Annotated in this window: 13 protein-coding genes and 1 pseudogene; 8 read left to right on the top strand and 6 right to left on the bottom strand. The window is 71.2% G+C overall.

From position 1 onward, the window contains the following. Positions 1 to 215 (top strand): annotated as a pseudogene (locus ACF08M_RS02880) (IS982 family transposase); the annotation flags it as partial. A 102-nt stretch (positions 216 to 317) separates the two neighbouring features. Here the strand turns inward: ACF08M_RS02880 and ACF08M_RS02875 are convergent. Next, the gene (locus ACF08M_RS02875) at positions 318 to 893 is read right to left on the bottom strand and encodes a GNAT family N-acetyltransferase (protein ID WP_392183428.1); all 576 of its coding nucleotides are present in this window, start codon (positions 891 to 893) and stop codon (positions 318 to 320) included. 239 nt (positions 894 to 1,132) lie between these two features. Here ACF08M_RS02875 and secA point away from each other — a divergent pair, with 239 nt between their 5' ends. Beyond that, positions 1,133 to 3,952: a preprotein translocase subunit SecA gene (gene secA / locus ACF08M_RS02870; protein ID WP_392183427.1), complete on the top strand. Its 2,820-nt coding sequence runs from the start codon at positions 1,133 to 1,135 to the stop codon at positions 3,950 to 3,952. Positions 3,953 to 4,194: 242 nt separating this feature from the next. Here secA and ACF08M_RS02865 read toward each other — a convergent pair whose 3' ends face one another. Beyond that, complete coding sequence (locus ACF08M_RS02865) at positions 4,195 to 4,620, bottom strand: Rv3235 family protein (RefSeq protein ID WP_392183426.1); 426 nt, start codon at positions 4,618 to 4,620, stop codon at positions 4,195 to 4,197. A gap of 290 nt (positions 4,621 to 4,910) precedes the next feature. Here ACF08M_RS02865 and ACF08M_RS02860 point away from each other — a divergent pair, with 290 nt between their 5' ends. Further along, complete coding sequence (locus tag ACF08M_RS02860; RefSeq protein WP_392183425.1) at positions 4,911 to 5,417, top strand: DUF6912 family protein; 507 nt, start codon at positions 4,911 to 4,913, stop codon at positions 5,415 to 5,417. A gap of 116 nt (positions 5,418 to 5,533) precedes the next feature. Further along, positions 5,534 to 6,205: an HAD family hydrolase gene (locus ACF08M_RS02855; RefSeq protein WP_392183424.1), complete on the top strand. Its 672-nt coding sequence runs from the start codon at positions 5,534 to 5,536 to the stop codon at positions 6,203 to 6,205. 16 nt (positions 6,206 to 6,221) lie between these two features. On the opposite strand, the gene ACF08M_RS02850 is transcribed toward ACF08M_RS02855, so the two are convergent. Beyond that, complete coding sequence (locus ACF08M_RS02850) at positions 6,222 to 6,791, bottom strand: DJ-1/PfpI family protein (protein ID WP_392183423.1); 570 nt, start codon at positions 6,789 to 6,791, stop codon at positions 6,222 to 6,224. A 387-nt stretch (positions 6,792 to 7,178) separates the two neighbouring features. Between ACF08M_RS02850 and ACF08M_RS02845 the strand changes: the two genes are divergently transcribed. Next, entirely contained in the window at positions 7,179 to 12,200 is a 5,022-nt protein-coding gene (locus tag ACF08M_RS02845; protein ID WP_392183422.1) for an NAD-glutamate dehydrogenase, read from the top strand. Between the two features lie 192 nt (positions 12,201 to 12,392). On the opposite strand, the gene ACF08M_RS02840 is transcribed toward ACF08M_RS02845, so the two are convergent. Continuing rightward, complete coding sequence (locus ACF08M_RS02840) at positions 12,393 to 13,193, bottom strand: ABC transporter ATP-binding protein (protein ID WP_392183421.1); 801 nt, start codon at positions 13,191 to 13,193, stop codon at positions 12,393 to 12,395. Further along, the gene (locus ACF08M_RS02835) at positions 13,186 to 14,127 is read right to left on the bottom strand and encodes an ABC transporter permease (protein WP_392183420.1); all 942 of its coding nucleotides are present in this window, start codon (positions 14,125 to 14,127) and stop codon (positions 13,186 to 13,188) included. The genes ACF08M_RS02840 and ACF08M_RS02835 overlap by 8 nt, the downstream gene beginning before the upstream one ends. Positions 14,128 to 14,255: 128 nt before the next feature. Between ACF08M_RS02835 and ACF08M_RS02830 the strand changes: the two genes are divergently transcribed. Further along, positions 14,256 to 14,861: a TetR/AcrR family transcriptional regulator gene (locus ACF08M_RS02830; protein ID WP_392183419.1), complete on the top strand. Its 606-nt coding sequence runs from the start codon at positions 14,256 to 14,258 to the stop codon at positions 14,859 to 14,861. 24 nt (positions 14,862 to 14,885) lie between these two features. Here the strand turns inward: ACF08M_RS02830 and ACF08M_RS02825 are convergent, their stop codons facing one another. Continuing rightward, positions 14,886 to 18,491 (bottom strand): CDP-glycerol glycerophosphotransferase family protein, encoded by a 3,606-nt coding sequence (locus ACF08M_RS02825; RefSeq protein ID WP_392183418.1) that lies wholly within the window; start codon positions 18,489 to 18,491, stop codon positions 14,886 to 14,888. Positions 18,492 to 18,593: 102 nt separating this feature from the next. Here ACF08M_RS02825 and ACF08M_RS02820 point away from each other — a divergent pair, with 102 nt between their 5' ends. Continuing rightward, positions 18,594 to 20,603, top strand: a complete 2,010-nt coding sequence (locus ACF08M_RS02820; RefSeq protein ID WP_392183417.1) for a CDP-glycerol glycerophosphotransferase family protein — start codon at positions 18,594 to 18,596, stop codon at positions 20,601 to 20,603. Between the two features lie 173 nt (positions 20,604 to 20,776). Then, complete coding sequence (locus tag ACF08M_RS02815; RefSeq protein ID WP_392183454.1) at positions 20,777 to 24,355, top strand: CDP-glycerol glycerophosphotransferase family protein; 3,579 nt, start codon at positions 20,777 to 20,779, stop codon at positions 24,353 to 24,355. Positions 24,356 to 24,517: the final 162 nt, after the last annotated feature.

Here is a 24,517-nt window from a genome sequence, read left to right as displayed (position 1 = left end):
AGGGCGAGGCCCTGCTGAAGTCGGTGCGGCAGTTGATCGAGTCGGTGAACGACACCCTCAAGGGCCAGCTCGACCTGGAACAGCACGGCGGCCGGACCTTCGAGGGCGTCGCCGTCCGCGTCGCTCAGCGCGTCCTCGCGCTGGCCGCGGCGATCTGGCACAACCACAAGACCGGACAGCCGGTCATGCGATCCCTGATCGCCTACGACCACTGATCACATCGGAATGACTCGTCTAGACGGCGGCGCTGACAACCGGTCGGGGAGTTCACCGAGCGGTTGCCGGCCCAGTCGCCTCCGGTGAGGGGAGGCCGTGGGTCAGGTGTCCGCGGGCAGGTACGTGCAGGTGCCCGGCAGGCCGAGGTCGGACGGGAGCAGCGCGCCGATCCAGGCATCGCGCCGTACGCCCTTGTTGAGCAGCGCCGACCGCTGCTCGCCCTCCATCCGGAATCCCGTCCGCAGTGCCACGGCGCGCGAGGGGACGTTGCCGGCCTCGGCCCGCCACTCCAGCCGGTCGCCGCCGAGCGAGGTGAAGGTCCAGCGGGCGGCGGCCAGGACCGCCTCCGACGTGTAACCGCGGCCCCGGTGCTCCCTGGCGGTCCAGAAACCCACCTCGTACGTGCCGGGCAGATTGCGGCGGGTGATGCCGAGCGCGCCGACCAGCGCCCCGCTCCCGCGCAGGACCACCGCGAAGCCGTACGCGGAGTCGTCGTCCCAGCCGCCGGGGGACAGCTTCTCCGTGAAGAACTCGGCGTCGGCGCGCCCGTACGGGGAGGGCACGACCGTCCAGCGCTGGATGTCCGGGTCCTGGCAGGCGGCGAGGATCCCGTCCGTGTCGCCGCGCGTGAAGGGACGCAGCAGCAGACGCTCGGTGGTGAGGGTGATCGGCTCCATGCGCGGATTCTGGTGAGGCGCCGACCGAGAAGCGAACACTTTTCGGACTTCCCGGCACCTTCGGCACTCCCCGGCCGTTGACTGGGGAGGGACGGGTGGAGCCCACGCGGCGGCAGCCCTCCCGGCGCGGCCGGGTCCTCGCTTACGATGGCCGTTGCGGTGGGGCCCACCTGCCGTGCCCGCGCCAGAGTCCTTACACGACCCAGTGCCAGGCCCGACCGGCAAGGAGACCAGCCTCAGTGTCCGTCTTCAACAAGCTCATGCGTGCAGGCGAAGGCAAGATCCTGCGCAAACTGCACCGCATCGCGGACCAGGTCAGCTCCATCGAAGAGGACTTTGTCAACCTCTCCGACGCCGAGCTGCGGGCGCTCACCGACGAGTACAAGGAACGGTACGCGGACGGCGAGAGCCTGGACGACCTGCTCCCCGAAGCATTCGCGACCGTCCGTGAGGCCGCCAAGCGAGTCCTCGGACAGCGCCACTACGACGTCCAGCTCATGGGCGGCGCAGCCCTGCACCTCGGCTATGTGGCCGAGATGAAGACCGGCGAGGGCAAGACCCTGGTCGGCACCCTGCCGGCGTACCTCAACGCGCTCTCCGGCAAGGGCGTGCACCTGATCACGGTCAACGACTACCTGGCCGAGCGTGACTCCGAGCTGATGGGCCGGGTCCACAAATTCCTCGGTCTGAGCGTCGGCTGCATCATCGCCAACATGACACCGGCCCAGCGCCGTGAGCAGTACGCCTGTGACATCACGTACGGCACGAACAACGAATTCGGCTTCGACTACCTCCGCGACAACATGGCGTGGTCCGCGGACGAGCTCGTCCAGCGCGGGCACAACTTCGCCGTGGTCGACGAGGTCGACTCGATCCTCGTCGACGAGGCCCGTACGCCGCTGATCATCTCCGGCCCGGCCGACCAGGCCACCAAGTGGTACGGCGACTTCGCCAAGCTGGTCACACGCCTGACCAAGGGCGAGGCGGGCAACCAGCTCAAGGGCATCGAGGAGACCGGCGACTACGAGGTCGACGAGAAGAAGCGGACCGTCGCCATCCACGAGCCCGGTGTCTCGAAGGTCGAGGACTGGCTCGGCATCGAGAACCTCTACGAGTCGGTGAACACCCCCCTCGTCGGGTACCTCAACAACGCCATCAAGGCCAAGGAACTCTTCAAGAAGGACAAGGACTACGTCGTCATCGACGGCGAAGTCATGATCGTCGACGAGCACACCGGCCGTATCCTCGCCGGCCGCCGTTACAACGAGGGCATGCACCAGGCGATCGAGGCGAAGGAAGGGGTGGACATCAAGGACGAGAACCAGACGCTCGCCACGATCACCCTGCAGAACTTCTTCCGCCTCTACGGCAAGCTCTCCGGCATGACCGGTACGGCGATGACCGAGGCCGCCGAGTTCCACCAGATCTACAAGCTCGGTGTGGTGCCGATCCCGACCAACCGGCCGATGGTCCGTGCCGACCAGTCGGACCTGATCTACCGCACCGAGGTCGCGAAGTTCGCGGCGGTCGTCGACGACATCGCCGAGAAGCACGAGAAGGGCCAGCCGATCCTGGTCGGCACCACCTCGGTCGAGAAGTCCGAGTACCTCTCGCAGCAGCTCTCCAAGCGCGGTGTGCAGCACGAGGTCCTCAACGCCAAGCAGCACGACCGTGAGGCGACGATCGTCGCCCAGGCCGGCCGCAAGGGCGCGGTCACGGTCGCGACGAACATGGCCGGACGAGGCACCGACATCAAGCTCGGCGGCAACCCCGACGACCTCGCCGAGGCGGAGCTGCGCCAGCGCGGCCTCGACCCGGTCGAGCACGTCGAGGAGTGGGCGGCGGCGCTGCCCGCCGCGCTGGACAAGGCCGAGCAGGCCGTGAGGGCGGAGTTCGAAGAGGTCAAGGAGCTCGGCGGGCTCTATGTCCTGGGCACCGAGCGGCACGAGTCGCGGCGCATCGACAACCAGCTGCGCGGTCGTTCCGGCCGTCAGGGCGACCCGGGCGAGTCCCGCTTCTACCTTTCGCTCGGCGACGACCTGATGCGGTTGTTCAAGGCGCAGATGGTCGAGCGTGTCATGTCGATGGCCAACGTGCCGGATGATGTGCCGATCGAGAACAAGATGGTGACGAGGGCGATCGCGTCGGCCCAGTCGCAGGTCGAGCAGCAGAACTTCGAGACGCGTAAGAACGTCCTGAAGTACGACGAGGTGCTCAACCGGCAGCGTGAGGTCATCTACGGCGAGCGCCGCCGGGTCCTCGAGGGCGAGGATCTGCAGGACCAGATCCGCCACTTCATGGACGACACCATCGACGACTACATCCGTCAGGAGACCGCCGAGGGCTTCGCCGAGGAGTGGGACCTGGACCGGCTGTGGGGTGCCTTCAAGCAGCTCTACCCGGTGAAGGTCGGCGTCGAGGAGCTGGAGGAGGCGGCCGGCGACCGCGCGGGGATCACCGCCGAGTTCATCGGTGAGTCCATCAAGGACGACATCCACGAGCAGTACGAAGAGCGCGAGAAGCAGCTCGGCTCGGACATCATGCGTGAGCTGGAGCGGCGTGTGGTGCTGTCCGTCCTGGACCGTAAGTGGCGTGAGCACCTCTACGAGATGGACTACCTCCAGGAGGGCATCGGCCTCCGTGCCATGGCGCAGAAGGACCCGCTGGTCGAGTACCAGCGGGAGGGCTTCGACATGTTCAACGCCATGATGGAGGGCATCAAGGAGGAGTCCGTCGGCTACCTGTTCAACCTGGAGGTCCAGGTCGAGCAGCAGGTCGAGGAGGTTCCGGTGCAGGACGAGGCCGAGCGGCCCTCGCTCGCCAAGGAGGACCTCGTGCCGGCGGCGCGTCCGGAGATCCGGGCCAAGGGGCTCGATGCTCCGCAGCGTCCGGACCGGCTGCACTTCTCCGCTCCCACGGTGGACGGGGAGGGCGGGGTTGTCGAGGGCGACTTCACCAGCGGTGACGGTGGAGGCGCGGCCGAGGGGGACGGGCTGACCCGGGCGGAGCGGCGCAAGGCGCAGAAGAACGGCGGGGGCGGTCGGCGCCGCAAGAAGTAGCGGTGGCGTTGTCCGCGTCCGCACCGGCGGTCTCGCCGGCGGTCGTTGGATCCGGCCGGGGCCGGGCACCTTGTGCAGGTGCCCGGCCCCGGCTTTTTCCCTGCCCGCGCTGGACCACCGCACCTCGGGCAAGGACCGCACCGGTGCGACCGTCGCCGAGTCTGTCCGGGCCGCGCTCCGACAGCGTCGGCGGAGCGGGGTCCGGGGCGCTCGCCCCAGGGGTTGCGCGGCGTCGGCGGCGTTCACCGGGGCGTCGGCTGCAGGCGTTCGCCGCCCAGCTCCACCGCCGCGCAGCGCCAGCGGAGGTCTGTGCCCTGCTCCAGGCGGAAGGCCATGGCCCTCACCTGTTCGCCCGCCGCGATGCTGGCGCAGGCCTCCACCACTCCCGGGGCCGGCTGGGCACCGTGGCACATGCGGATCACGGGGCGGGCGCCGCGGGCCCGGAGCGGGGTGCGGGGGGCCAGTTCGGCCAGCTGGTCGTAGGCCTCGCCAATGGTGTGCCCGAGCATCCAGTGCACCGGGCGCTGGCCGCTGAGGACCGCCAGGAGGCGTTCGGCGAACCAGTGGTGGGGGCGGACGCGCCGGGGAGTCCTCGTGCGCTGCGGTGGTACGGCCGCGGGCCTGCGCCCGTCGTGCCGTCCGGTGGGCCGGGTCCTGCTCGTGCTCATCGCTCATCGCCCCCGTGCTTCAGAGGCCCGGTCGAATACCGGGCGGTAACTTCTGCTGGGGATCTTCTACGGCGACGGCGGAGCGGCCGCAAGCACCGGTGAGGCGCCGGAAGCGATCGCTAGATATCACCTATCCGGGTGATGCGGCGGGGGCGGTGCGGGGCGCGAGTCGGGCGCGGGGTGGGTGACAGCCGGTTGCCGGGTGGACGGGGCGTCCGTGGTGCACGTAACCCCAAAGGGGGACGTCGCACGTATCCTGAGGGCGTTTCCGACTACGAAAGCGGTCAGCCATGCGCGTGTACGTCCCCCTGACGCTTCCCGGTCTCGCAGCGGCGCACCAGGCGGGCGAGATCGGTCCCGGTCCGCTGACCGCCTATGCGGTGACCCCCGGACTGCGCGAGTGGTACGTCTCCGACGACATCGAGGAGCTGGAGTACGCGGCGCTCAACCGGGCCGCCTCCGCCTCGCTGCGCCTGATCGCCGGGAACCCCGACGCGGCCCGTCGGCGCGTCGTCCTCGCCGTCGACGTGCCGGACGGGGCGGCCGTGGCCGATCCGGACCGCAGCCTCGACTCGTCGGCTCTCGGCGAGGTGCGGATCTCGTCCCCCGTGCCGCTGACGGCGGCCGCTGCCGTGCATGTCGACGCCGATGACGCGGAGAAGGACGTCACGGCTGCCGCGGCCGTTCTGGGCGCGGCGGACCTCGGTGACGACGACGCGCAGTTCACCGTGGACGGCGCCGAGGACCACGAGCTGCTGTGGTTCGGCATCCAGGAGATTCCGAACCTGATCGGATGAGGCGGGAGAGGCGGTGCCGGGGCTCTGCCTCCCCGCCCCTGCCCCGTCCGGGCCGCCCTTGTGCTTCGAGCAGCCGCCGGGAGACGCTGTCGTACCCGGCGGGTACTTTCTTGGGCATGGGGACTCACGGGAAGCACCGCACGCATCTGGTCTGGGACTGGAACGGCACACTGCTCGACGACAACGCCGCGGTCGTCGGCGCGACGAACGCCGCATTCGGGGAGGTCGGTCTGGAGCCGATCACGCTGGAGCAGTACCGCGAGATGTACTGCATTCCCATCCCGCGCTTCTACGAGCGGCTGATGGGCCGCCTGCCCACGGAGGCCGAGTGGGAGCGGATGGACGGGATTTTCCATCAGTACTACACGGAGCAGCGGGCCGCCTGCGGGCTCACCGAAGGGGCGGAGGAGCTTCTCTCCCAGTGGCAGCTGGGCGGGGGCAGCCAGTCCATCCTGAGCATGTACGGCCACGACCAGCTGGTCCCCGTGGTGCGGGGGTACGGCATCGAGCGGCACTTCGTACGCGTCGACGGGCGCACCGGGCCGTCCGGCGGCAGCAAGGCGCGGCCCATGGAACGCCACATCGCCGCACTGGACGGGGTGTCCCCGGAACGGACCGTGGTCATCGGTGATGCGGTGGACGACGCCGTGGCCGCCGCCCACGTCGGTGCGAAGGCCGTGCTCTACACCGGCGGATCGCACAGCAGGGCCAGCCTGGAGTCGGCCGGGGTGCCGGTGGTGGACAGCCTCGCCGAGGCCGCGGACCTCGCCGGGAGAATGGCTGGATAAGGCCTCGCGGGCGCCGTCAGGTGGTCACCGGCGCCTTGGTGCGCAGCACCTTCAGGAATTCGCGCATCCACGCCGAATGGTCCGGCCACGCGCGGGACGAGATCAGCGTGCCGTCGACCACCGCCTCGTGGTCCTCGAAGGTGGCGCCCGCCGCCTGCATGTCGAGTTCCAGCGCGGGGTACGCGGTGACGTGCCGGCCGGCCAGTGCGCCGACCGCCGCCGTGATCAGCGGGCCGTGGCAGATCTGGGCCACCGGCCGGTCCGAGTCGAAGAACGCCTTGAGGATCTTGCGCAGCTCCGCGTCGTTGCGCAGATACTCGGGGGCCCGGCCGCCCGGGACGACCAGGGCCACGTAGTCTCCGGCGTCGACCTCGGAGAAGGCCAGGTCGGCGGGCCAGGTGTAGCCGGGTTTCTCGGTGTATGTGTCGAAGCCGGGCTCGAAGTCGTGGATCACGAAGCGGAGCGTCTTGCGGGCGGGCGCCGCGATGTGGACGTCGTATCCCTCCTCGCGCAGCCGCTGGTACGGATAGAGGACTTCCAGGGACTCGGCGGCGTCGCCGGTGACGATCAGGATCTTCGGTGCCATGGCGGGGCTCCCACGGTTCGTCGGCCTGTTCCGACTACCAGAGTGCGGCAAGACGGGCCGACGTGCTGTCCAGAGTGTCAAACTTCGGGACCATATTTTGTACACATGCGGACCGTGACGGTTACGGGGGCGGGCGAGATAGCCTGGACCCCGTGATCAGCGCGATACGCCTCGGGGGCAGCGAAGCCCCCGGCCGCCCGGAGTGCGACAGCCCCCGGGCCGTCACTGATCCTCACAGCCAGGACCGACTGCCAAAAATGGCCAATATGGTCCCGGGCATCTCTCATAGCGGCATAGCGTCGACTCAGACCGGAAACCCCGTGTCGTGGCGGTACGTCGTCTTTTACACCTACGTCACGCAACGGCGCGCGACAGGAGCCAGAGGACATGCAGACCAAGCTGGACGAAGCCAAGGCCGAGCTGCTCGCACGGGCCGCCAAGGTAGCTGACAACAGCCCGGGCGGTGGTGTCGGCGGCCCGGGCGGTACCCTCCCGGTGCGTGTTGCGGCCCCCGGGGCCGGCGGCACCGTGGCCGGGCGGGAGCGTCCCGGACAGAACGTTCTCCTCGCCTACCTCCAGCGCTACTACCTGCACACCGCTCCCGAGGACATCACGGGCCGCGACCCCGTCGACGTCTTCGGCGCGGCCTCCTCGCACTACCGGCTCGCGGAGAACCGTCCGCAGGGCACGGCGAACGTCCGGGTGCACACCCCGACCGTCGAGGAGAACGGCTGGACGTGCAGCCACTCCGTCGTCGAGGTCGTCACCGACGACATGCCGTTCCTGGTCGACTCCGTCACCAACGAGCTGTCCCGGCAGGGGCGCGGCATCCATGCCGTGATCCACCCGCAGGTCGTCGTGCGCCGTGATGTCACCGGCAAGCTCATCGAGGTCCTCGCCGAGGGCAACGGCGTCCAGATGAGCCCGCAGGACCGCAAGGACGGCAAGAAGGGCGGCACGGCCGAGCTGCCCCACGACGCCCTCGTCGAGTCCTGGATCCACGTCGAGATCGACCGCGAGACCGACCGCTCCGACCTCCAGCAGATCGCCGCCGATCTGCTCCGCGTGCTGTCCGACGTACGGGAGACCGTCGAGGACTGGGAGAAGATGCGCGAGGCCGCGCTGCGCATCGCCGACGACCTGCCCGGCGAGCCGCTCGACGACCTCGCCGACGAAGAGGTGAACGAGGCCAGGGAACTGCTGCGCTGGCTCGCCGCCGACCACTTCACCTTCCTCGGCTACCGCGAGTACGAGCTGAAGGACAGCGACGCGCTGGCCGCCGTACCCGGCACCGGCCTCGGCATCCTGCGCTCCGACCCGCACCACAGCGTCGACGAGGCGCACCCCGTCAGCCCGTCCTTCGAACGGCTGCCCGCCGACGCCCGCGCCAAGGCCCGCGAGCGCAAGCTCCTCATCCTCACCAAGGCGAACAGCCGGGCGACCGTCCACCGCCCCAGCTACCTCGACTACGTCGGCGTGAAGAAGTTCGACACCGACGGCAATGTCATCGGTGAGCGCCGCTTCCTCGGACTGTTCTCGTCCGCCGCCTACACCGAGTCCGTGCGCCGGGTGCCCGTCATCCGCCGCAAGGTGGCCGAGGTGCTGGACGGCGCGGGCTTCTCGCCCAACAGCCACGACGGCCGCGACCTCCTCCAGATCCTGGAGACGTACCCGCGCGACGAGCTCTTCCAGACGCCCGTCGACCAGCTGCGCTCCGTCGTCACCTCCGTGCTGTACCTCCAGGAACGCCGCCGGCTGCGGCTCTACCTGCGTCAGGACGAGTACGGGCGCTACTACTCCGCGATCGTCTACCTGCCGCGCGACCGCTACACCACCGGTGTACGGCTCCGCCTGATCGACATCCTCAAGGAGGAACTGGGCGGCACCAGCGTCGACTTCACCGCCTGGAACACCGAGTCGATCCTCTCCCGGCTGCACTTCGTCGTCCGGGTCGCACCCGGCACCGAGCTGCCCGACCTCACCGACGCCGAGGCCGACCGCATCGAGGCGCGGCTCGTCGAGGCCGCCCGCTCCTGGGCCGACGGCTTCCAGGAGGCGCTGGGCGCCGAGTGCGGCGAGGAGCGCGCCGCCGAGCTGCTGCGCCAGTACGGCCACTCGTTCCCCGAGGGCTACAAGGCCGACCACACGCCGCGCGCGGCCGTGGCCGACCTGGTCCACCTCGAAGCCCTCAAGAAGGACGAGAAGGACTTCTCCCTCAGCCTGTACGAGCCGGTCGGCGCCGGCCCCGGCGAGCGCCGCTTCAAGATCTACCGGACCGGCGAGCAGGTCTCCCTCTCCGCCGTCCTCCCGGCGCTCCAGCGGCTCGGTGTCGAGGTCGTCGACGAGCGTCCGTACGAGCTGCGCTGCACGGACCGTACGCACGCCTGGGTCTACGACTTCGGTCTGCGGATGCCGCAGACCAACGGCAGCGGCAACTACCTCGCCGACGATGCCCGCGACCGCTTCCAGGACGCCTTCGCGGCCGTGTGGACCGGCGAGGCCGAGAACGACGGCTTCAACTCGCTGGTCCTGGGTGCCGGGCTGAACTGGCGGCAGGCGATGGTGCTGCGCGCCTACGCGAAGTACCTGCGCCAGGCCGGGTCGACCTTCAGCCAGGACTACATGGAGAGCACTCTCCGCAACAACGTCCACACCACCCGGCTGCTGATCTCGCTCTTCGAGGCGCGGATGTCCCCGGACCGGCAGAGCGCCGGCACCGAGCTGACCGACGGGCTCCTCGAAGAGCTGGACGGGGCACTGGACCAGGTCGCCTCGCTCGACGAGGACCGGATCCTGCGGTCCTTCCTCACCGTCATCAAGGCCACCCTGCGCACCAACTTCTTCCAGCTGTCGGACGACGGCAAGCCGCACGGCTACGTCTCGATGAAGTTCGACCCGCAGTCCATCCCGGATCTGCCGGCGCCCCGCCCGGCGTTCGAGATCTGGGTGTACTCGCCGCGCGTCGAGGGCGTGCACCTGCGCTTCGGCAAGGTCGCCCGAGGCGGTCTGCGCTGGTCGGACCGGCGAGAGGACTTCCGTACGGAGATCCTCGGCCTGGTCAAGGCCCAGATGGTGAAGAACACCGTCATCGTGCCGGTGGGTGCCAAGGGCGGCTTCGTCGCCAAGCGGCTCCCGGACCCGGCCGTCGACCGTGACGCCTGGATGGCCGAGGGCATCGCCTCCTACCGCACCTTCATCTCGGCGCTGCTCGACATCACCGACAACATGGTGGCCGGCGAGGTCGTGCCGCCCAGGGACGTCGTCCGGCACGACGAGGACGACACCTACCTGGTCGTCGCCGCGGACAAGGGCACCGCGAAGTTCTCCGACATCGCCAACGAGGTCGCCGTCTCGTACGGCTTCTGGCTCGGCGACGCGTTCGCCTCCGGCGGCTCCGCCGGGTACGACCACAAGGGCATGGGCATCACCGCCCGCGGTGCCTGGGAATCCGTCAAGCGGCACTTCCGCGAGCTCGGCCACGACACCCAGACCGAGGACTTCACCGTCGTCGGCGTCGGTGACATGTCGGGCGACGTGTTCGGCAACGGCATGCTGCTCTCCGAGCACATCCGGCTCGTCGCCGCCTTCGACCACCGGCACATCTTCATCGACCCCAGCCCGGACGCCGCCACCTCGTACGCCGAGCGGCGCCGCCTCTTCGACCTGCCGCGCAGCTCCTGGGCCGACTACAAGAAGGAACTGCTCTCCGCGGGCGGCGGAATCCACCCGCGCAGCGCCAAGTCCATCCCGATCAACGCGCACATCCGCGAGGCGCTCGGCATCGAGTCCCGTGTCACCAAGATGACGCCCGCCGAGCTGATGCAGACCATCCTCAAGGCCCGTGTCGATCTGCTGTGGAACGGCGGCATCGGTACGTACATCAAGTCCTCCGCCGAGTCGAACGCGGACGTCGGCGACAAGGGCAACGACGCGATCCGCGTCAACGGCCAGGACCTGCGGGCCAAGGTCGTCGGCGAGGGCGGCAACCTGGGTGCCACCCAGCTCGGCCGGATCGAGTTCGCCCGTGGCGGTGGCCGGATCAACACCGACGCGATCGACAACAGCGCCGGTGTGGACACCTCCGACCACGAGGTGAACATCAAGATTCTGCTCAACGGCCTGGTCCGGGACGGCGACATGACCGTCAAGCAGCGCAACAAGCTGCTTGCCGAGATGACCGACGAGATCGGCCGTCTGGTGCTGCGCAACAACTACGCGCAGAACGTGGCGCTCACCAACGCCACGGCCCAGTCGTCCTCCCTGCTCCACGCCCACCAGCGCTTCATGCGCCGGCTGGGCCGTGACGGGGACCTCGACCGCGGGCTGGAGTTCCTGCCCACCGACCGGCAGATCCGCGAACTGCTGAACGCCGGCAAGGGGCTCAGCCAGCCCGAACTGGCCGTGCTGCTCGCCTACACCAAGATCACGGCGGCCCGGGAGCTGATCCGGACCAGCCTGCCGGACGACCCGCACCTGCAGACGCTGCTGCACGCCTACTTCCCGCAGCAACTGCGCGAGCAGTTCCCCGAGGCGGTCGACGGACACGCGCTGCGTCGCGAGATCATCACCACGGTGCTGGTCAACGACACGGTGAACAGCGGTGGTTCGACCTTCCTGCACCGGCTGCGGGAAGAGACCGGAGCCTCGATCGAGGAGGTCGTGCGGGCACAGTTCGCGGCCCGCGAGATCTTCGGCCTCGGCCAGGTGTGGGACGCCGTCGAGGCGCTCGACAACCAGGTCGCCGCCGATGTGCAGACCAGGATCCGGCTGCATTCGCGCCGGCTCGTCGAGCGCGGTTCGCGCTGGCTGCTCGGCAACCGGCCGCAGCCGCTGGAGATCGCCGGGACGATCGACTTCTTCAAGGCGGGCGTCGAGCAGGTCTGGGCCGAGCTGCCCAAGATGCTGTTGGGTGCCGACCTGGACTGGTACCAGTCGATCCTGGACGAGCTCACCGAGGCCGGTGTCCCGGGCGAGCTGGCCCAGCGGGTCGCCGGGTTCTCCTCCGCCTTCCCGGCGTTGGACATCGTGGCGATCGCGGACCGCACCGGCAAGGACCCGCTCTCCGTCGCCGAGGTGTACTACGACCTCGCGGACCGGCTGGGCATCACCCAGCTGATGGACCGGATCATCGAGCTGCCGCGGGCCGACCGCTGGCAGTCCATGGCCCGGGCGTCGATCCGCGAGGACCTGTATGCGGCGCATGCCGCGCTCACCGCGGATGTGCTGTCCGTGGGCAACGGGACCTCGACGCCGGAGGAGCGCTTCCAGGCGTGGGAGGAGAAGAACGTGGCGATCCTCACGCGGTCGCGCTCCACCCTTGAGGAGATCCAGGGGTCGGACTCGTTCGACCTGGCGAACCTGTCGGTGGCCATGCGGACGATGCGGACGCTGCTGCGTACGCACGTGTAGGAGTTCTTGAGGGCGGGGCGGTCGCCGGGGGTCCGGCGGCCGCCCCGCCCTTGTGCGCCCGGACGGGATGGCCGGGCCGGGCAGCGGCGGCCGCTGCGGGAGCTGTCGGCGCGCGAGGTGCCGCCGCCGGACCACCAGCCGGAGCCGCTGCCCCGTGGCGGCCCCGGCGGACGGAGCGTGCGGGGGAGTCCGCTACTTCTTGCCGGTGAACTCCTCGTACGCGGCCACGACCTCGTTCGCCGGACCGTCCATCCGCAGCGTTCCCGCCTCCAGCCAGATCGCCCGGTCGCAGGTCTCGGTGATCGACTTGTTGCTGTGGCTGACCAGGAAGACCGTGCCGGCCTCCTTGCGCAGCTCGATGATCCGTTCCTTGCTGCGCCGCTGGAACCTGGCATCGCCGGTGGACAGCGCCTCGTCGATCAGGAGGACGTCGTGGCTCTTGGCGGCCGCGATCGAGAAGCGCAGCCGGGCGCCCATGCCGGAGGAGTACGTCCGCATCGGCAGGGTGATGAAGTCGCCCTTCTCGTTGATGCCGGAGAAGTCCACGATGCCCTGGTAGCGCTCGCGGATCTCGGCCCGTGTCATCCCCATCGCGAGGCCGCCGAGCACGACGTTGCGCTCGCCGGTCAGATCGCCCATCAGCGCCGCGTTCACCCCGAGCAGCGAGGGCTGGCCCTGGGTGTGGACCCGGCCCCTGGTCGCGGGCAGCAGACCGGCGATGGCCTTCAGCAGCGTCGACTTCCCCGAGCCGTTGGAACCGATCAGGCCGATGGCCTCGCCCTTGTACGCGGCGAAGCTCACCCCCTTCACGGCGTGCACCTCGCGCACCCCGGGGGCCTGCCGGCGGGAGACGATCCGGCTGAGCGCCGAGGTGGCGCTGCCCTTTCCGGTACGGGCACCGTTGACCTTGTACGTGATGTGCACGTCGTCCACGACGACGGTCGGCACCCGCCGGTCGTTGTCGGCCGGGTTGCCGGCCAGGTTGTCAGCCACGTCCGTACCGCTCCTCCGCCTGCCAGAAGTACACGAAGCCGCCGACCCCGCACACGAGCGCCCAGCCCGCGGCGATCGCCCACACATGCGGCGGCAGATGGGACGCGTCGAAGCTGTCGATGAGCGCGAACCGCATCAGGTCGATGAAGACGGCGGCCGGATTGCACTCCAGCATCACCATCACGTAGTGCGGGACCCGGTCCCCCTTGAGCATCGTGTCGACGCTCCACATGACGCCGGAGGCGTACATCCAGGTGCGCAGGATGAACGGCATCAGCTGGGCGATGTCCGGCGTCCGGGCGGCGAGCCGCGCCACCACCATGGAGACGCCGGTGTTGAACACGGCCTGGAGGAACAGCGCCGGAACGGCCAGCAGCCAGGACGGCTTGGGGAACTGCCCGAACCCCACCAGGATCAGTACCAGGGCGGCCAGCGAGAACAGCAGTTGCTGGAGCTGCTGGAGGGCCAGTGCGACCGGCAGCGAGGCGCGCGGGAAGTGCAGGGCCCGGACCAGGCCCAGGTTGCCGCTGATCGCACGGGTCCCCGCGGTGATCGAGCTGGCGGTGAAGGTCCAGATGAAGACGCCGGTGACGAGGAACGGCACGAAGTCCTCGACATTGCGCTTGGTGTTCAGCAGGACGCCGAAGATGAAGTAGTAGACCGTCGCGTTCAGCAGCGGCGTCATGATCTGCCAGATCTGGCCGAGCTTCGCCTGGCTGTACTGCGCGGTCAGCTTGGCGGTGGCGAACGCCGTGATGAAGTGCCGTCGCCCCCACAGCTGCCGGATGTACGCGCCCAGCGTGGGCCGGGCCCCGCTCATGGTCAGTCCGTGCCGTGCGGCGAGCGCGGCGAGCTCACCCGGCGCGTACACCGGGAAGGGTGTTCCGGCAGGGGTGTCGGCCGGGGCCGCTGGGGTTGTTGTCTGGCTCACCACGATCGCTTTCGACGGGAGGGCGGGAACACGACGATCGACGGGACGGGACCGTATCGTCGCAACGCCGAGGGTAGGACGCACCTGCGTCGCAACGCAACCGTTTCGTCGTTACGGACTATGATTTGGCCATGACCACCGATCCGGGAACCCGCCGCCGTGTCCCCGCCGGAGCCGCTGTGCTGCGCGAGGACGTCACCGATGCGATCCGCAGCGCCGTCTTCGAGGAGCTGGCCGCGGTGGGTTTCGCCCGGATGTCGATCGAGGGCATCGCCCGGCGGGCAGGCGTGGGCAAGACTGCGGTCTACCGCCGCTGGAAGTCCAAACTGGCCCTGGTCCTCGACCTGGTCTCCGCCGTCGCCGTCCAGGGCATGCCGGCTCCGGCCACCGGCTCGCTGTACGGGGACGTGCGCGCCGTACTGGAACTCGCCTCCTACGCCCTGCGCCACCCCGTCGCCTCGCAGGTCATCCCGGACCTGCTGGTCGAGGCGGCCCGCAGTCCGGAGATCTCCGACACGATCAAGGCCGCTCTGCTGGACCCGCAGCAGGGCATCGCCGCCGTCGTCGTGCGGGACGCCGTGGCGCGCGGCGAACTGCCCGAGGACAGTGACCCGGACCGTGCGCTGGACCTGATCGTCGGGCCGCTCTACTGGCGGCTCGCCGTCGTCCGCACCCCGCCGCCCAAGGGCTACCTCGACGACCTGGCTGCGTCCGCCGTCGCCGCGCTCAGGAGCTGAGCGCCCTCGGGGGTTGGGGAGAGCTCACCCCTCGGCCAGCAGCCGGTCCGCGACCCGTGCCGCCGCGCCGCCGTCGTCCAGGTCGCAGAAGTCCCGGCGGAAACTCTCGTACGCCTCCGCGTGCCGGGCCGCCGACGCGGTCAGGGCGCCGGCGTCGCGCAGGACCCCGGCGACCTCGTCCGTGCCGATGAGCAGCGGCCCCGGCGCCCGGGTCTCGAAGTCCAGACAGAATCCGCGCACCGTGTCGCGGTAGTGCTCCAGGTCGTAGGTGTGGAAGAGCATCGGGCGGCCCGTGTGCGCGTAGTCGAACATCAGCCCCGCGTAGTCCGTGACCAGCACGTCGGCGATGAGCAGCAGCTGAGCGGTGTCCGGGTGCGACGACACGTCGCGTACGCCGTGCCCCTCGGGCACGCTCCCGGTCACCCGGGGATGGCGTCGCACCAGCAGGGTGTGGCCGTCGCCGAGGGACCGCGCCAGGGCGGCCAGGTCCAGCGCCGGATCCCAGCGGTAGCGGGGCCGCTCGCCGCCCGTGCCGGGCGGGTGGGCCAGCTGGTCGCGGTAGGTCGGTGCGTACAGCACGACCCGGCGGCCGTCCGGGATGCCGAGCCTGCGCCGGACCCGCTCGGCGGTCTTGGCCCGGTCGGCCGAGAAGAGCAGGTCGTTGGCCGGGGACCCGGCCTCCAGGACCTCACCCCCGTAGGCGAGCGCGCGGCGCAGCAGCGGGGTGGAGTGGCGGCTCGGGGAGACCAGGACGGACCACTGCGCCGCCCGGTGCGGCAGCGAGGCGAGCTCGTGGTGGTCGGCGTACAGGGTGCCGCCCAGATCCGTGCCGAAGCGGCCGAGCGGAGTGCCGTGCCAGGTCTGCACGACGATCTGGCCGGGCCGCCGCTCGAACCACTCGGGCAGCTGCTCGGCGGTGACGATCCGGCGGGACCGCGCCAGCGCCTCGTACCAGGCGGCACTGTGCTCGACGACCGGGGCGGCGGTGGACGGGACATGGCCGTGGAGCCCGTCGGTGACCCAGAGGTGCTCCGACCGCACTCCCCGGCGCCGGAGTTCGGCGTGGACGGCGCGCGGCGAGTCGCCGCCCGTGTAGAGGACGGTGTCCCGCAGCGGCAGCGCGCGCCGGGCCGGATAGTACGTGCCGCACAGTTCGGCCCGGCGGTGCGCGCCCCGCTCGAAGGCCGCGAGGACCGGTCCGGCCTGCACGGTCAGCCGGTCGCCGAACCGGCGGTCCAGGGCGAACTCCCGGCCGGGGGCGGGGGCCTGGGCCGCGGTGTGCGCGTCGCCGGCGCGGCGGAGCGGCAGCCGGGTGCCGAGGGCGGTCAGCACCCGGACCGGCCGGCCGCCCAGAGAGGCGTCCCAGCGCCCCTCGTGCAGCCCCGCGGCCACGGAGGGGGCGAGGAACGCGGTGAAGCGGCGCCCCTCGTACACCGGCTCGGCCTCCTCGTCCGTCTCCGCCTGCGCCCCTTCGGGGGCTTGCGCACGCCCGCCTTCGGGTTTTCCCGCGCGCGCCTCCTCGTACGCCGTCGCGCGCGGCTCCTCGTGGTGTGTGACGGGGACCGTCACCGTCTCCCGCAGCGTCTCGTGCCGCAGGACGAGGTGGGCGGGCCCCCCGTCCTGCGGCACGCCCGTCCCGGCACCGGTCACCCCCTCCAGCCGCAGCGCCCCGTCCGAGGTCCACGCGGCCCCGTCCGCGAACGGCTGCCCGCTCAGGTCCAGCACCAGCTCGCCCGCCGCATCGGCCACGACCGGCGGCGCCAGCTCCGGGGCCGCCGCCAGCGGCACCCGCGACCCGTCGGCCAGCACCAGCCGCGCCCGCCACCGGCCGCCGGGCTCCGGCTCGACCTCGCGCGGCGCCCGGTGCGGCGCCCGGGGCGCGGCCGCCATCCCGGCGAGGTCGGCGAGCGGAATCCGTACCGTGAAGCGGCCGTCCGCCCGGCACTCGACCGGGTGGCCGAACTCCTGGTCCCGCACCCCGTCGCAGGTCAGCACCAGGGCCTTCGGCTGGTCGCTCCCGTACAGCCGGCCGGTCAGCTCCAGCTGCTCGCCGATGCGCCGGTCCTCGCACCGGGCGGGCAGCTGGGCCAGCGTCAACCGGAGCCGACCGCCCAGGTAGTCGAGCACGGCCCGCCGGCCGTCGCCCAGGTCATGGACCAGCGGCTGGACGGCCCCCGCCTCCACGGCGCGCACGGCCACCCGGCGGACCGTGCTCTGAGCGGCCACCATCATGCCCACCAGCCAGCCACCGGGCCGCAGCCGGCGCGGGTCGAGAGTCAGCTCGAAGCCCGAATGGTCGTAACTGTGCGGCTGCTGACCGGAGTCGATGGTCGCCTCGGGCGCGGGAACGTTGCGTACCGGCACCGTCCGCAACTGCTGGCCGCGGATCGCGCGCACCATGCCCACCTTCAGCGAGTGGCGCGGTGACGCGGCCGGCAGATTGCGGATGTACGCGTATCCGCGCAGCCGCAGTTTCCCGTCCTCGCCCCACTGCGCCTCCAACAGCCGTGCCACCGCCGGGAGATCGGTACGGGCGAGGCGGGTGGTGTCCGGGATACCGGGGAAGCCGGCCTGCCGCCGCCCCGGCACACCGCCGACCAGGAACGTTCCGGTGCCATTGGCCCGTTCGAAGGCGAGCACGGCCAGCAGCTCCGCGAGCCTGCGCTCCTTCACCAGCTGCCACTTGATCCGCAGCTCCGCCGGCAGTTCATGGGCCACGGCCCGGCTCGATCTGGCCGCCCCGTCCATCCGCTCCATCCGGTCCAGGAACGCCCCCGCGTCCGCCATGAACGCCTCCCGGTACTCGGGCCCGCCCATCGTGAGCCCTTCCAGGAAGTACACGAAGTCGTCGCGCAGGCAGGAGAGGTCGTAGCGGCGCCGCGCGCCGCTGTTCGCCATTCCGCCCCGGCCCGCCAGGAACGCGCTGACCTGCTCGCACGCCGAGATCCGGTCCCGCAGTCCCCGCACATCCGTACGCCGCCGGGTGATCGACCCCTCGCGCACCCGCCAGTAGTAGACGTGCTCGTGCAGCACATCGACCGAGCCGGCGAGGAAGTGCGCCGGGATCATCACCGGGGTGTCCTCGTAGAGCCTCCCCTCCGGGAAGGCGAAGGCGTGCCGGTCCCAGAAGGAGCGCCGGAACACCTTGTTCCAGGCGACCCGGTCGGCGAGCAGCCGCGGATCGCGGCTGATGTGGGTGCGCGTCCGGGTGGCGGTCAGCCAGCGGTACTGCCAGGCCTGCTGCCGCCCCTGCTCGGTCAGCCGCCACACATTGCCGGTCGCGAGGTCGGAGCCGGTCGACTCCAGTGAGGCCAGCATCCGTGCGAAGGCGTCGTGGACGACGACGTCGTCGCTGTCGACGAACGCCAGGTACGGCACGCCCGCCGTGGTGTGCCGCACGCCGGTGTTGCGGGCCGCGCTCAGCCCCGCGTTGGGCTGGCGGACATAGCGGAAGCGGCGGTCGCGGGCGGCGAACGCCTGGGCGACGGCCGTGCTGCCGTCCGTCGAACCGTCGTCGACGAGGACCACCTCGATGTCGGTGGCCGACTGTTCGGCCACCGAGCGCAGGCAGTCCTCCAGACAGTCCTCGACGTTGTGGACCGGGACGACGACACTGAGGCGCGGCTTCATGCCCGCTCAACCGGGGCGGACGCCCCGGGTCACCGGCACTGCCCCGAACGGGTGAACACGCGATTCGGCGCGCGGTGGGCGCGGTCGTTACGCTCGGCTGCCATGCTCCTCAGTGTTGTCGTGCCCGTCCACCGCGCTCAGGGATATCTCAGGGCGACCCTGGAGTCCGTGCTCGGACGGGGCCCCGGCGGACTGGAGCTGCTCGTCGTCGACGACGGGTCGCGGGACGGCAGCGCCCGGATCGCCGCCGAGTTCGCGGCGCGCGACCCGAGGGTCAGGGTGCTCACCCTCCCCGGGCACCGCGGCGCGGGTCCGGCCCGCAACGCCGGGGCGGCCGGGGCACGCGGCCGGTATCTGCTCTTTCTCGACGGCGACGACCTGCTGCTTCCCGGCGCGCTCGCAGCGATCGACGACCGGCTGGCGGGGAGCGAACCGGACGTACTCCTCCTCGGCCACGACCACATCGACTGGTGGGGCGACGTCTCGACGCCGGCCCCCGCGCCCGGGGCCGACGGCTTCTCGGCCGGTACCCCGCGCCTCTTCCGCCGCGCCTTCTGGACCGCACACGGCCTCCGCTTCACCGACGGCCCCTACGAGGATGTCCTCCCCGTCCTGCGCGCCGCCCTCCTCGCCTCCGACGGCGGCACCCTCGACACCCTCGACCGGATCTGCGTCCGCCACCGCATCCGCCGCTCCGGCACCTTCGCCACCACCCCCGGGCGTCACCACTTCGCGATCCTCGACGCATACGAACGCCTGCTCGCCGCGACCGGCCACGACCCGCGGATCCGGGCGGCCCGCACCCGCCACCTGCGCGCCGTCCTCGCCGACCCCGGCCGGATCGCCCCCGAGGACCGTGCCGCCTTCCACCGCGCCGCGGCCCTCCCCGGCAGCTACACCGCCCACCGCGCCCGGGAGGCCGCCCGCACCGGCCGCGCCCGGACCCGGGCCGCCCTGCGCCGCCGCAAGAAGACGGTCCGGGCCCGCGTCATGCGTGCCGCCTACCGCGCCGACCTGCACCGCCCCCTGGACCCCGATCTCGCGGTGTACGGCGCCTACTGGAACCGGGGCGTCGCCTGCAACCCGGCGGCGATCCATGCCAAGGCCCTCGAACTCGCCCCGCACATCCGGGGCGTCTGGGCCGTCTCGTCCCGTCACCGGGACCGCATGCCGCCCGGCATCCCGTACGTCATCGAGGGGTCCCGTGCCTACTGGCGGGCGATGGCCACCGCCACGTATCTGATCAACAACTCCAGCTTCCCCGGCGGCTTCACCAAACGCCCGGGCCAGCGCTATCTCCAGACCCACCACGGCACTCCGCTGAAGACCATGGGCCTGGACCAGCGCGCCTACCCGGCCCTCACCAACGGCATCAGCTTCGAGCGGATCGTCGCCCACGCCGACCAGTGGGACTTCTCGCTCTCCGCCAACCCGCATACCACCGAGATCTGGGACCGGGTCTACCCGTCCCGGTACGAGCATCTGGACCTCGGCTACCCGCGCAACGACATCTTCTTCACCGCCACCCCCGAGCGGATCGCGGCGATCCGGCAGTGCCTCTCCCTCGATCCCGACCGGACCGTGCTGCTGTACGCGCCCACCCACCGCGACTACCGCAAGGGCTTCGTCCCTCACCTCGATCTGGACCGGCTGACCCGTGAACTCGGGCCGCAGTACGTCGTACTGGTCCGCGCGCACTACTTCTACGGTCGCTCGGCGGGGCTGGACTGCTCCCGGGTGGTGGACGTGACGGCACATCCGTCCGTCGAGGAACTCTGCCTGGTCTCCGACGCGTTGATCACCGACTACTCGTCACTGATGTTCGACTACGCCTGCCTGGACCGCCCGATCATCAGCCACACCCCGGACTGGGCCGCCTACCGGGCCTCGCGCGGCACCTACTTCGATCTGCTCTCGGGGCGGCCCGGCGACACCCCGGGCGCCGTTGCCACCACCGAGGACGAGCTGCTGGAACTGTTCCGGACGGGCGAGTGGCGCTCGGCGCGGACGACGGAGCTGCGTGCGGCGTTTCGCGAGCGCTTCTGCCCGTACGACGACGGGCACGCGGCCGAACGCGTGGTGCGGCGGCTCTTCCTGAGCGACGGGGCATAGCGACCTCGCCCGCGATGGCCGGCGGCGTCGCCCACCGCCCATCGTGGGCGAGGCCGTAAGCCCGGCGCAGCCGATGTCACCCGTTCGGGAGGGACCGCGACCGGTGACCCCCGGCCCGTCACGGGGTTGAGCCGTACGGACAACCAGGCCCCCGATGAACGGACGTGCTCAACATGCCGCCACGGCTCAGTGTCGTCGTCCCCGTCCACAACGTCGAGCTCTATCTGACGGACTGCCTGAAGTCCCTCGCGGAGCAGACCATGACCGACCTGGAGGTGGTGATGGTCGACGACGGGTCCACCGACGACAGTGCCGCCCTGGCCGCCGGGTTCGCCGCACAGGACGGCCGGTTCCGGCTGGTGAGCCAGGAGAACGGCGGACTCGGGCACGCCCGCAACACCGGGGTCCGCCACTGCGATCCGGGCGCCCGCCATCTCGCCTTCGTCGACAGCGACGACGTGCTGCCGCCCCGCGCGTACGAACTCCTCGTCGGCGCCCTGGACGAGACCGGTTCGGACCTCGCGTCCGGCAACGTGCTGCGGCTGCGGGCCTCCGGCAGGCTCCAGCAGTCGCCCAACTTCCGCAAGCCGATGGCGACGACCCGGCTGCGCACCCACATCTCCCGCGACTGGGACCTCGCGGCCGACCGGATCGCCTGCAACAAGGTCTTCCGCCGGTCCTTCTGGGACGAGCACGCCTTCGCCTTCCCGGTCGGCGCCCTCTACGAGGACATCCCGGTCGTCCTGCCCGCCCACTTCCTGGCCCGCTCCGTCGACGTGCTGAAGGACGCCGTCTACCACTGGCGCGACCGCGCGGGCTCGATCACCACCCGCCGTGCCGTCGTCCGCGGCGTCCAGGACCGGGCCTCGCACGTGCTGGGCGTCTCCACCTTCCTCGACGAGCACCGCGGTGCCGCCGACAAACGGCGCTACGAGGCCCACGTCCTCGCCCATGACCTCTGGTACTTCATGGAGGCGCTGCCCGACGGCGACGAGGAGTACCGCCGTGCCTTCCTCACCTACGCCAACGAGTTCACCGACCAGGTCGACCCCGCCGTCCTCGACGCGCTCCCGCTGCGGCTGCGGCTGATGTGGCACCTCGTGCGCGAACGGCGGACCGGCGAACTGCTGGCACTGCTCGCCGCCGACAAGGCCGAGCCGGGAGCGTTCGCGGTACGGGGCGTGCGCCGCCGCAGCGCCTCCTTCCCGGCCCTCACCCGGCCGGTGCCGCGCCCGGTGCTGCGGGTCACCGACCGGGACCTGCCGCTCACCGCCCGGCTGCGGGACGCCCGCTGGCAGGGCGGCAGGCTGTACCTCAAGGGGTACGCCTACATCCGGAACCTGCCCGCCACTTCGCGCGGCAGCGAGTTCCGGGCCGGCTGGCTGCGGGCGGGACGACGGCACGTGGTGCCGCTCCGGCTGCGTACGGTCGCCGAGCCCGAGGCCACCGTCCGGTCCCGGCAGAGCCTGCACGACTACGACCGCTCCGGCTTCGAGACCGTCATCGACCCGGCCAGGCTCCGCATCGACGCCGACGGCGGCATCGAGCGGCTCACCTGGCGCCTGGAGATCGGCATCGCCGGACACGGCATGCTGCGCCGCTCGGACCTCTCGACGAACGAGGCGGCCGCACCGCCGCCCGCGCACCGCCCCGACGGAGACCACCGGATCGTGCCCGCCTTCGAGGGCGGCAGGCTGGTGCTGCACGCCGAGCGGATCGACGCCCGCTTCGAGACGCACCGCGCGGGCGACCCGGGCGACGGCGCCGGAACCGTGGTGATCGACGGCATGATCCGCGACCGCCTCGGCAAGGGACCGCTGCGCCTCGCCCTCACCCACCGGGCCTCCGGCACCTCCTTCGACTGCCCGGTGACCGTGCACGAGGGGACCGTTCCCTCGGCGGCGGGATGGCGGCGCTTCACCGCAGGACTCCCGCTCGGTGCCTTCGCCGGCGCCCGCGAGGGCGCGGGGGAGGGAGAGGGGGAGGGGACGGATCCCGCGCAGATCCCGTACAGCCTGCACCTCGTCGGCCCGGACGGGCGCAGGACGCCGATCGACGTGCCGGGGCCCGTACCGCCGGGCCGCTACCCGCTGGGCGGCGACGGCGGACGGCGGCGCGAGCTCGGTCTCACCGCGAGCTCGCGGGGCAACCTGCTGATCAGCGACCGCACCGCGCAGCCCGCCGTCGACCTGGCGACCTGGACGGAGGACGGACACCTCCTCCTGGAGGGCACCTTCCCCGACGACCCGCGACGGCCCGTCGAACTGGTGGCCCGGCACAGCGGACACGGCGAGGAGGCCGTCTTCCCCCTGACCCTCTCCGGGGCCGTCGGCGCACGCCGGTTCAGGGCCGCGCTCCGGCCGGACGCCGTCGACGGACCGGGCGGGAAGCTGCCGCTGGGCGAGGGCCACTGGTACCTCTTCCTCCACGAGAAGGGCGCCCGGGACGACACGTACGACGCCCCGCTGCGCATCCCGGCCGCCGCCCACCGCACCCTGCCCGCCGCCCGCACTCTCACCGGCCGGACGTACCTCATCGAACGGCGCCACCACGACCAGCTGCTGATCAACAGCGCGTCGGTGCTCACCCCCGCGGAACGCGGCGCACGCGGCAGGCGGCTGCTGCGCGAGGCGTACCGGGGCCGGCGCACCGCACCTCTCGGCGACACCGTGCTGTACAGCAGCTTCGACGGCCGCCAGTACTCCGACTCGCCCCGCGCCATCCATGAGGAGATGACCCGCAGGGGCGTCGAGTCGGCGCATCTGTGGGTGGTGAGCGACCAGCAGGCCCGTATCCCGGCGGGCGTCACGGCCGTCGAGCACGGCTCCACCGCCTGGCACGAGGCGCTGGCCACCAGCCGGCACATCGTCACCAACACCCAGCTGCCGGAGTGGTTCGAGCGGCGCGAGGGCCAGTGCGTCGTCCAGACCTGGCACGGCACCCCCCTCAAGCGCATCGGCCTCGACCTCGCGGGCACCGCCACGGCCAACGCCGCCTATATCGCCACCCTCGAACAGCGCGCCCGGCAGTGGAGCGTCCTGGTCTCCCCGAACCGCTTCTCCACCCCGGTCCTGCGACGCTCGTTCGGCTACCGGGGCGAGGTCCTGGAGTGCGGCTATCCCCGCAACGACCTGTTCCACGCCCCCGACCGGGCCAAGGTCGCCGCGTCGGTCCGGGAGAGGCTCGGCATCCCCGAGGCCAAGCGGATCGTGCTCTACGCGCCGACCTGGCGCGAGGACCGGCCGCAGGGCGGCGGCCGCTACGCCCTCGACCTGCGGCTCGACCTGGCCGCCGCCGAACGCGAACTGGGTGCGGACACCGTCCTGCTGGTCCGCCGCCACTACCTGGTGGCCGACCGTCTGCCGGACAGCGGCGGCGGCTTCGTCCGCGATGTCTCGCGCTACGGGGACGTCGGCGAGCTGATGCTGATCAGCGACGCACTGGTCACCGACTACTCCTCGCTGATGTTCGACTTCGCCCGGACGGGCCGCCCGATGCTCTTCCACACCTACGACCTGGCGCACTACCGCGACACCCTGCGCGGCTTCTGCTTCGACTTCGAGGCCCGCGCCCCCGGCCCGCTGATCCCCGGGTCCAGCGGACTGATCGAGGCGTTGCGCGACCCGGAGCGGGCCACAAAGAGGCACGCGCAGGCGTACGAGGCGTTTCGCCGGGACTTCTGCGACCCGGACGACGGACACGCGGCGGCGGGGGTGGTCGACCGGATGCTCCGGGACCGCGCCCGGCCCTGACCGGCCGGGCAGCGGCCCCGGATCGGCACGCGCCGCCGACAGGCTCTCAACCGTTTGAGTGATTCGGGAATTCGGACGTCTGCGCACATGGGCAGGGAATCGAAGTCGGCATCCCCATAAGTGTGACCGACGGTGCATTGCTCAGCGTCCTCTGGTTGCTAC

This window comes from Streptomyces sp. NPDC015032 (genome assembly GCF_043080425.1).
GTDB lineage: Bacteria > Actinomycetota > Actinomycetes > Streptomycetales > Streptomycetaceae > Streptomyces.
Note: the sequence above shows the minus strand (reverse complement) of the source record. Positions and strands in the feature narration are given on the sequence as shown.

What these genes read in the sequence shown, in the direction of transcription:
- ACF08M_RS02875 (WP_392183428.1), bottom strand. Translation starts at nt 893, where the DNA reads ATGGAGCCGATCACCCTCACCACCGAGCGTCTGCTGCTGCGTCCCTTC.
- ACF08M_RS02865 (WP_392183426.1), bottom strand. Translation starts at nt 4,620, where the DNA reads ATGAGCACGAGCAGGACCCGGCCCACCGGACGGCACGACGGGCGCAGG.
- ACF08M_RS02860 (WP_392183425.1), top strand. Translation starts at nt 4,911, where the DNA reads ATGCGCGTGTACGTCCCCCTGACGCTTCCCGGTCTCGCAGCGGCGCAC.
- ACF08M_RS02855 (WP_392183424.1), top strand. Translation starts at nt 5,534, where the DNA reads ATGGGGACTCACGGGAAGCACCGCACGCATCTGGTCTGGGACTGGAAC.
- ACF08M_RS02850 (WP_392183423.1), bottom strand. Translation starts at nt 6,791, where the DNA reads ATGGCACCGAAGATCCTGATCGTCACCGGCGACGCCGCCGAGTCCCTG.
- ACF08M_RS02845 (WP_392183422.1), top strand. Translation starts at nt 7,179, where the DNA reads ATGCAGACCAAGCTGGACGAAGCCAAGGCCGAGCTGCTCGCACGGGCC.
- ACF08M_RS02830 (WP_392183419.1), top strand. Translation starts at nt 14,256, where the DNA reads ATGACCACCGATCCGGGAACCCGCCGCCGTGTCCCCGCCGGAGCCGCT.
- ACF08M_RS02825 (WP_392183418.1), bottom strand. Translation starts at nt 18,491, where the DNA reads ATGAAGCCGCGCCTCAGTGTCGTCGTCCCGGTCCACAACGTCGAGGAC.
- ACF08M_RS02820 (WP_392183417.1), top strand. Translation starts at nt 18,594, where the DNA reads ATGCTCCTCAGTGTTGTCGTGCCCGTCCACCGCGCTCAGGGATATCTC.
- ACF08M_RS02815 (WP_392183454.1), top strand. Translation starts at nt 20,777, where the DNA reads ATGCCGCCACGGCTCAGTGTCGTCGTCCCCGTCCACAACGTCGAGCTC.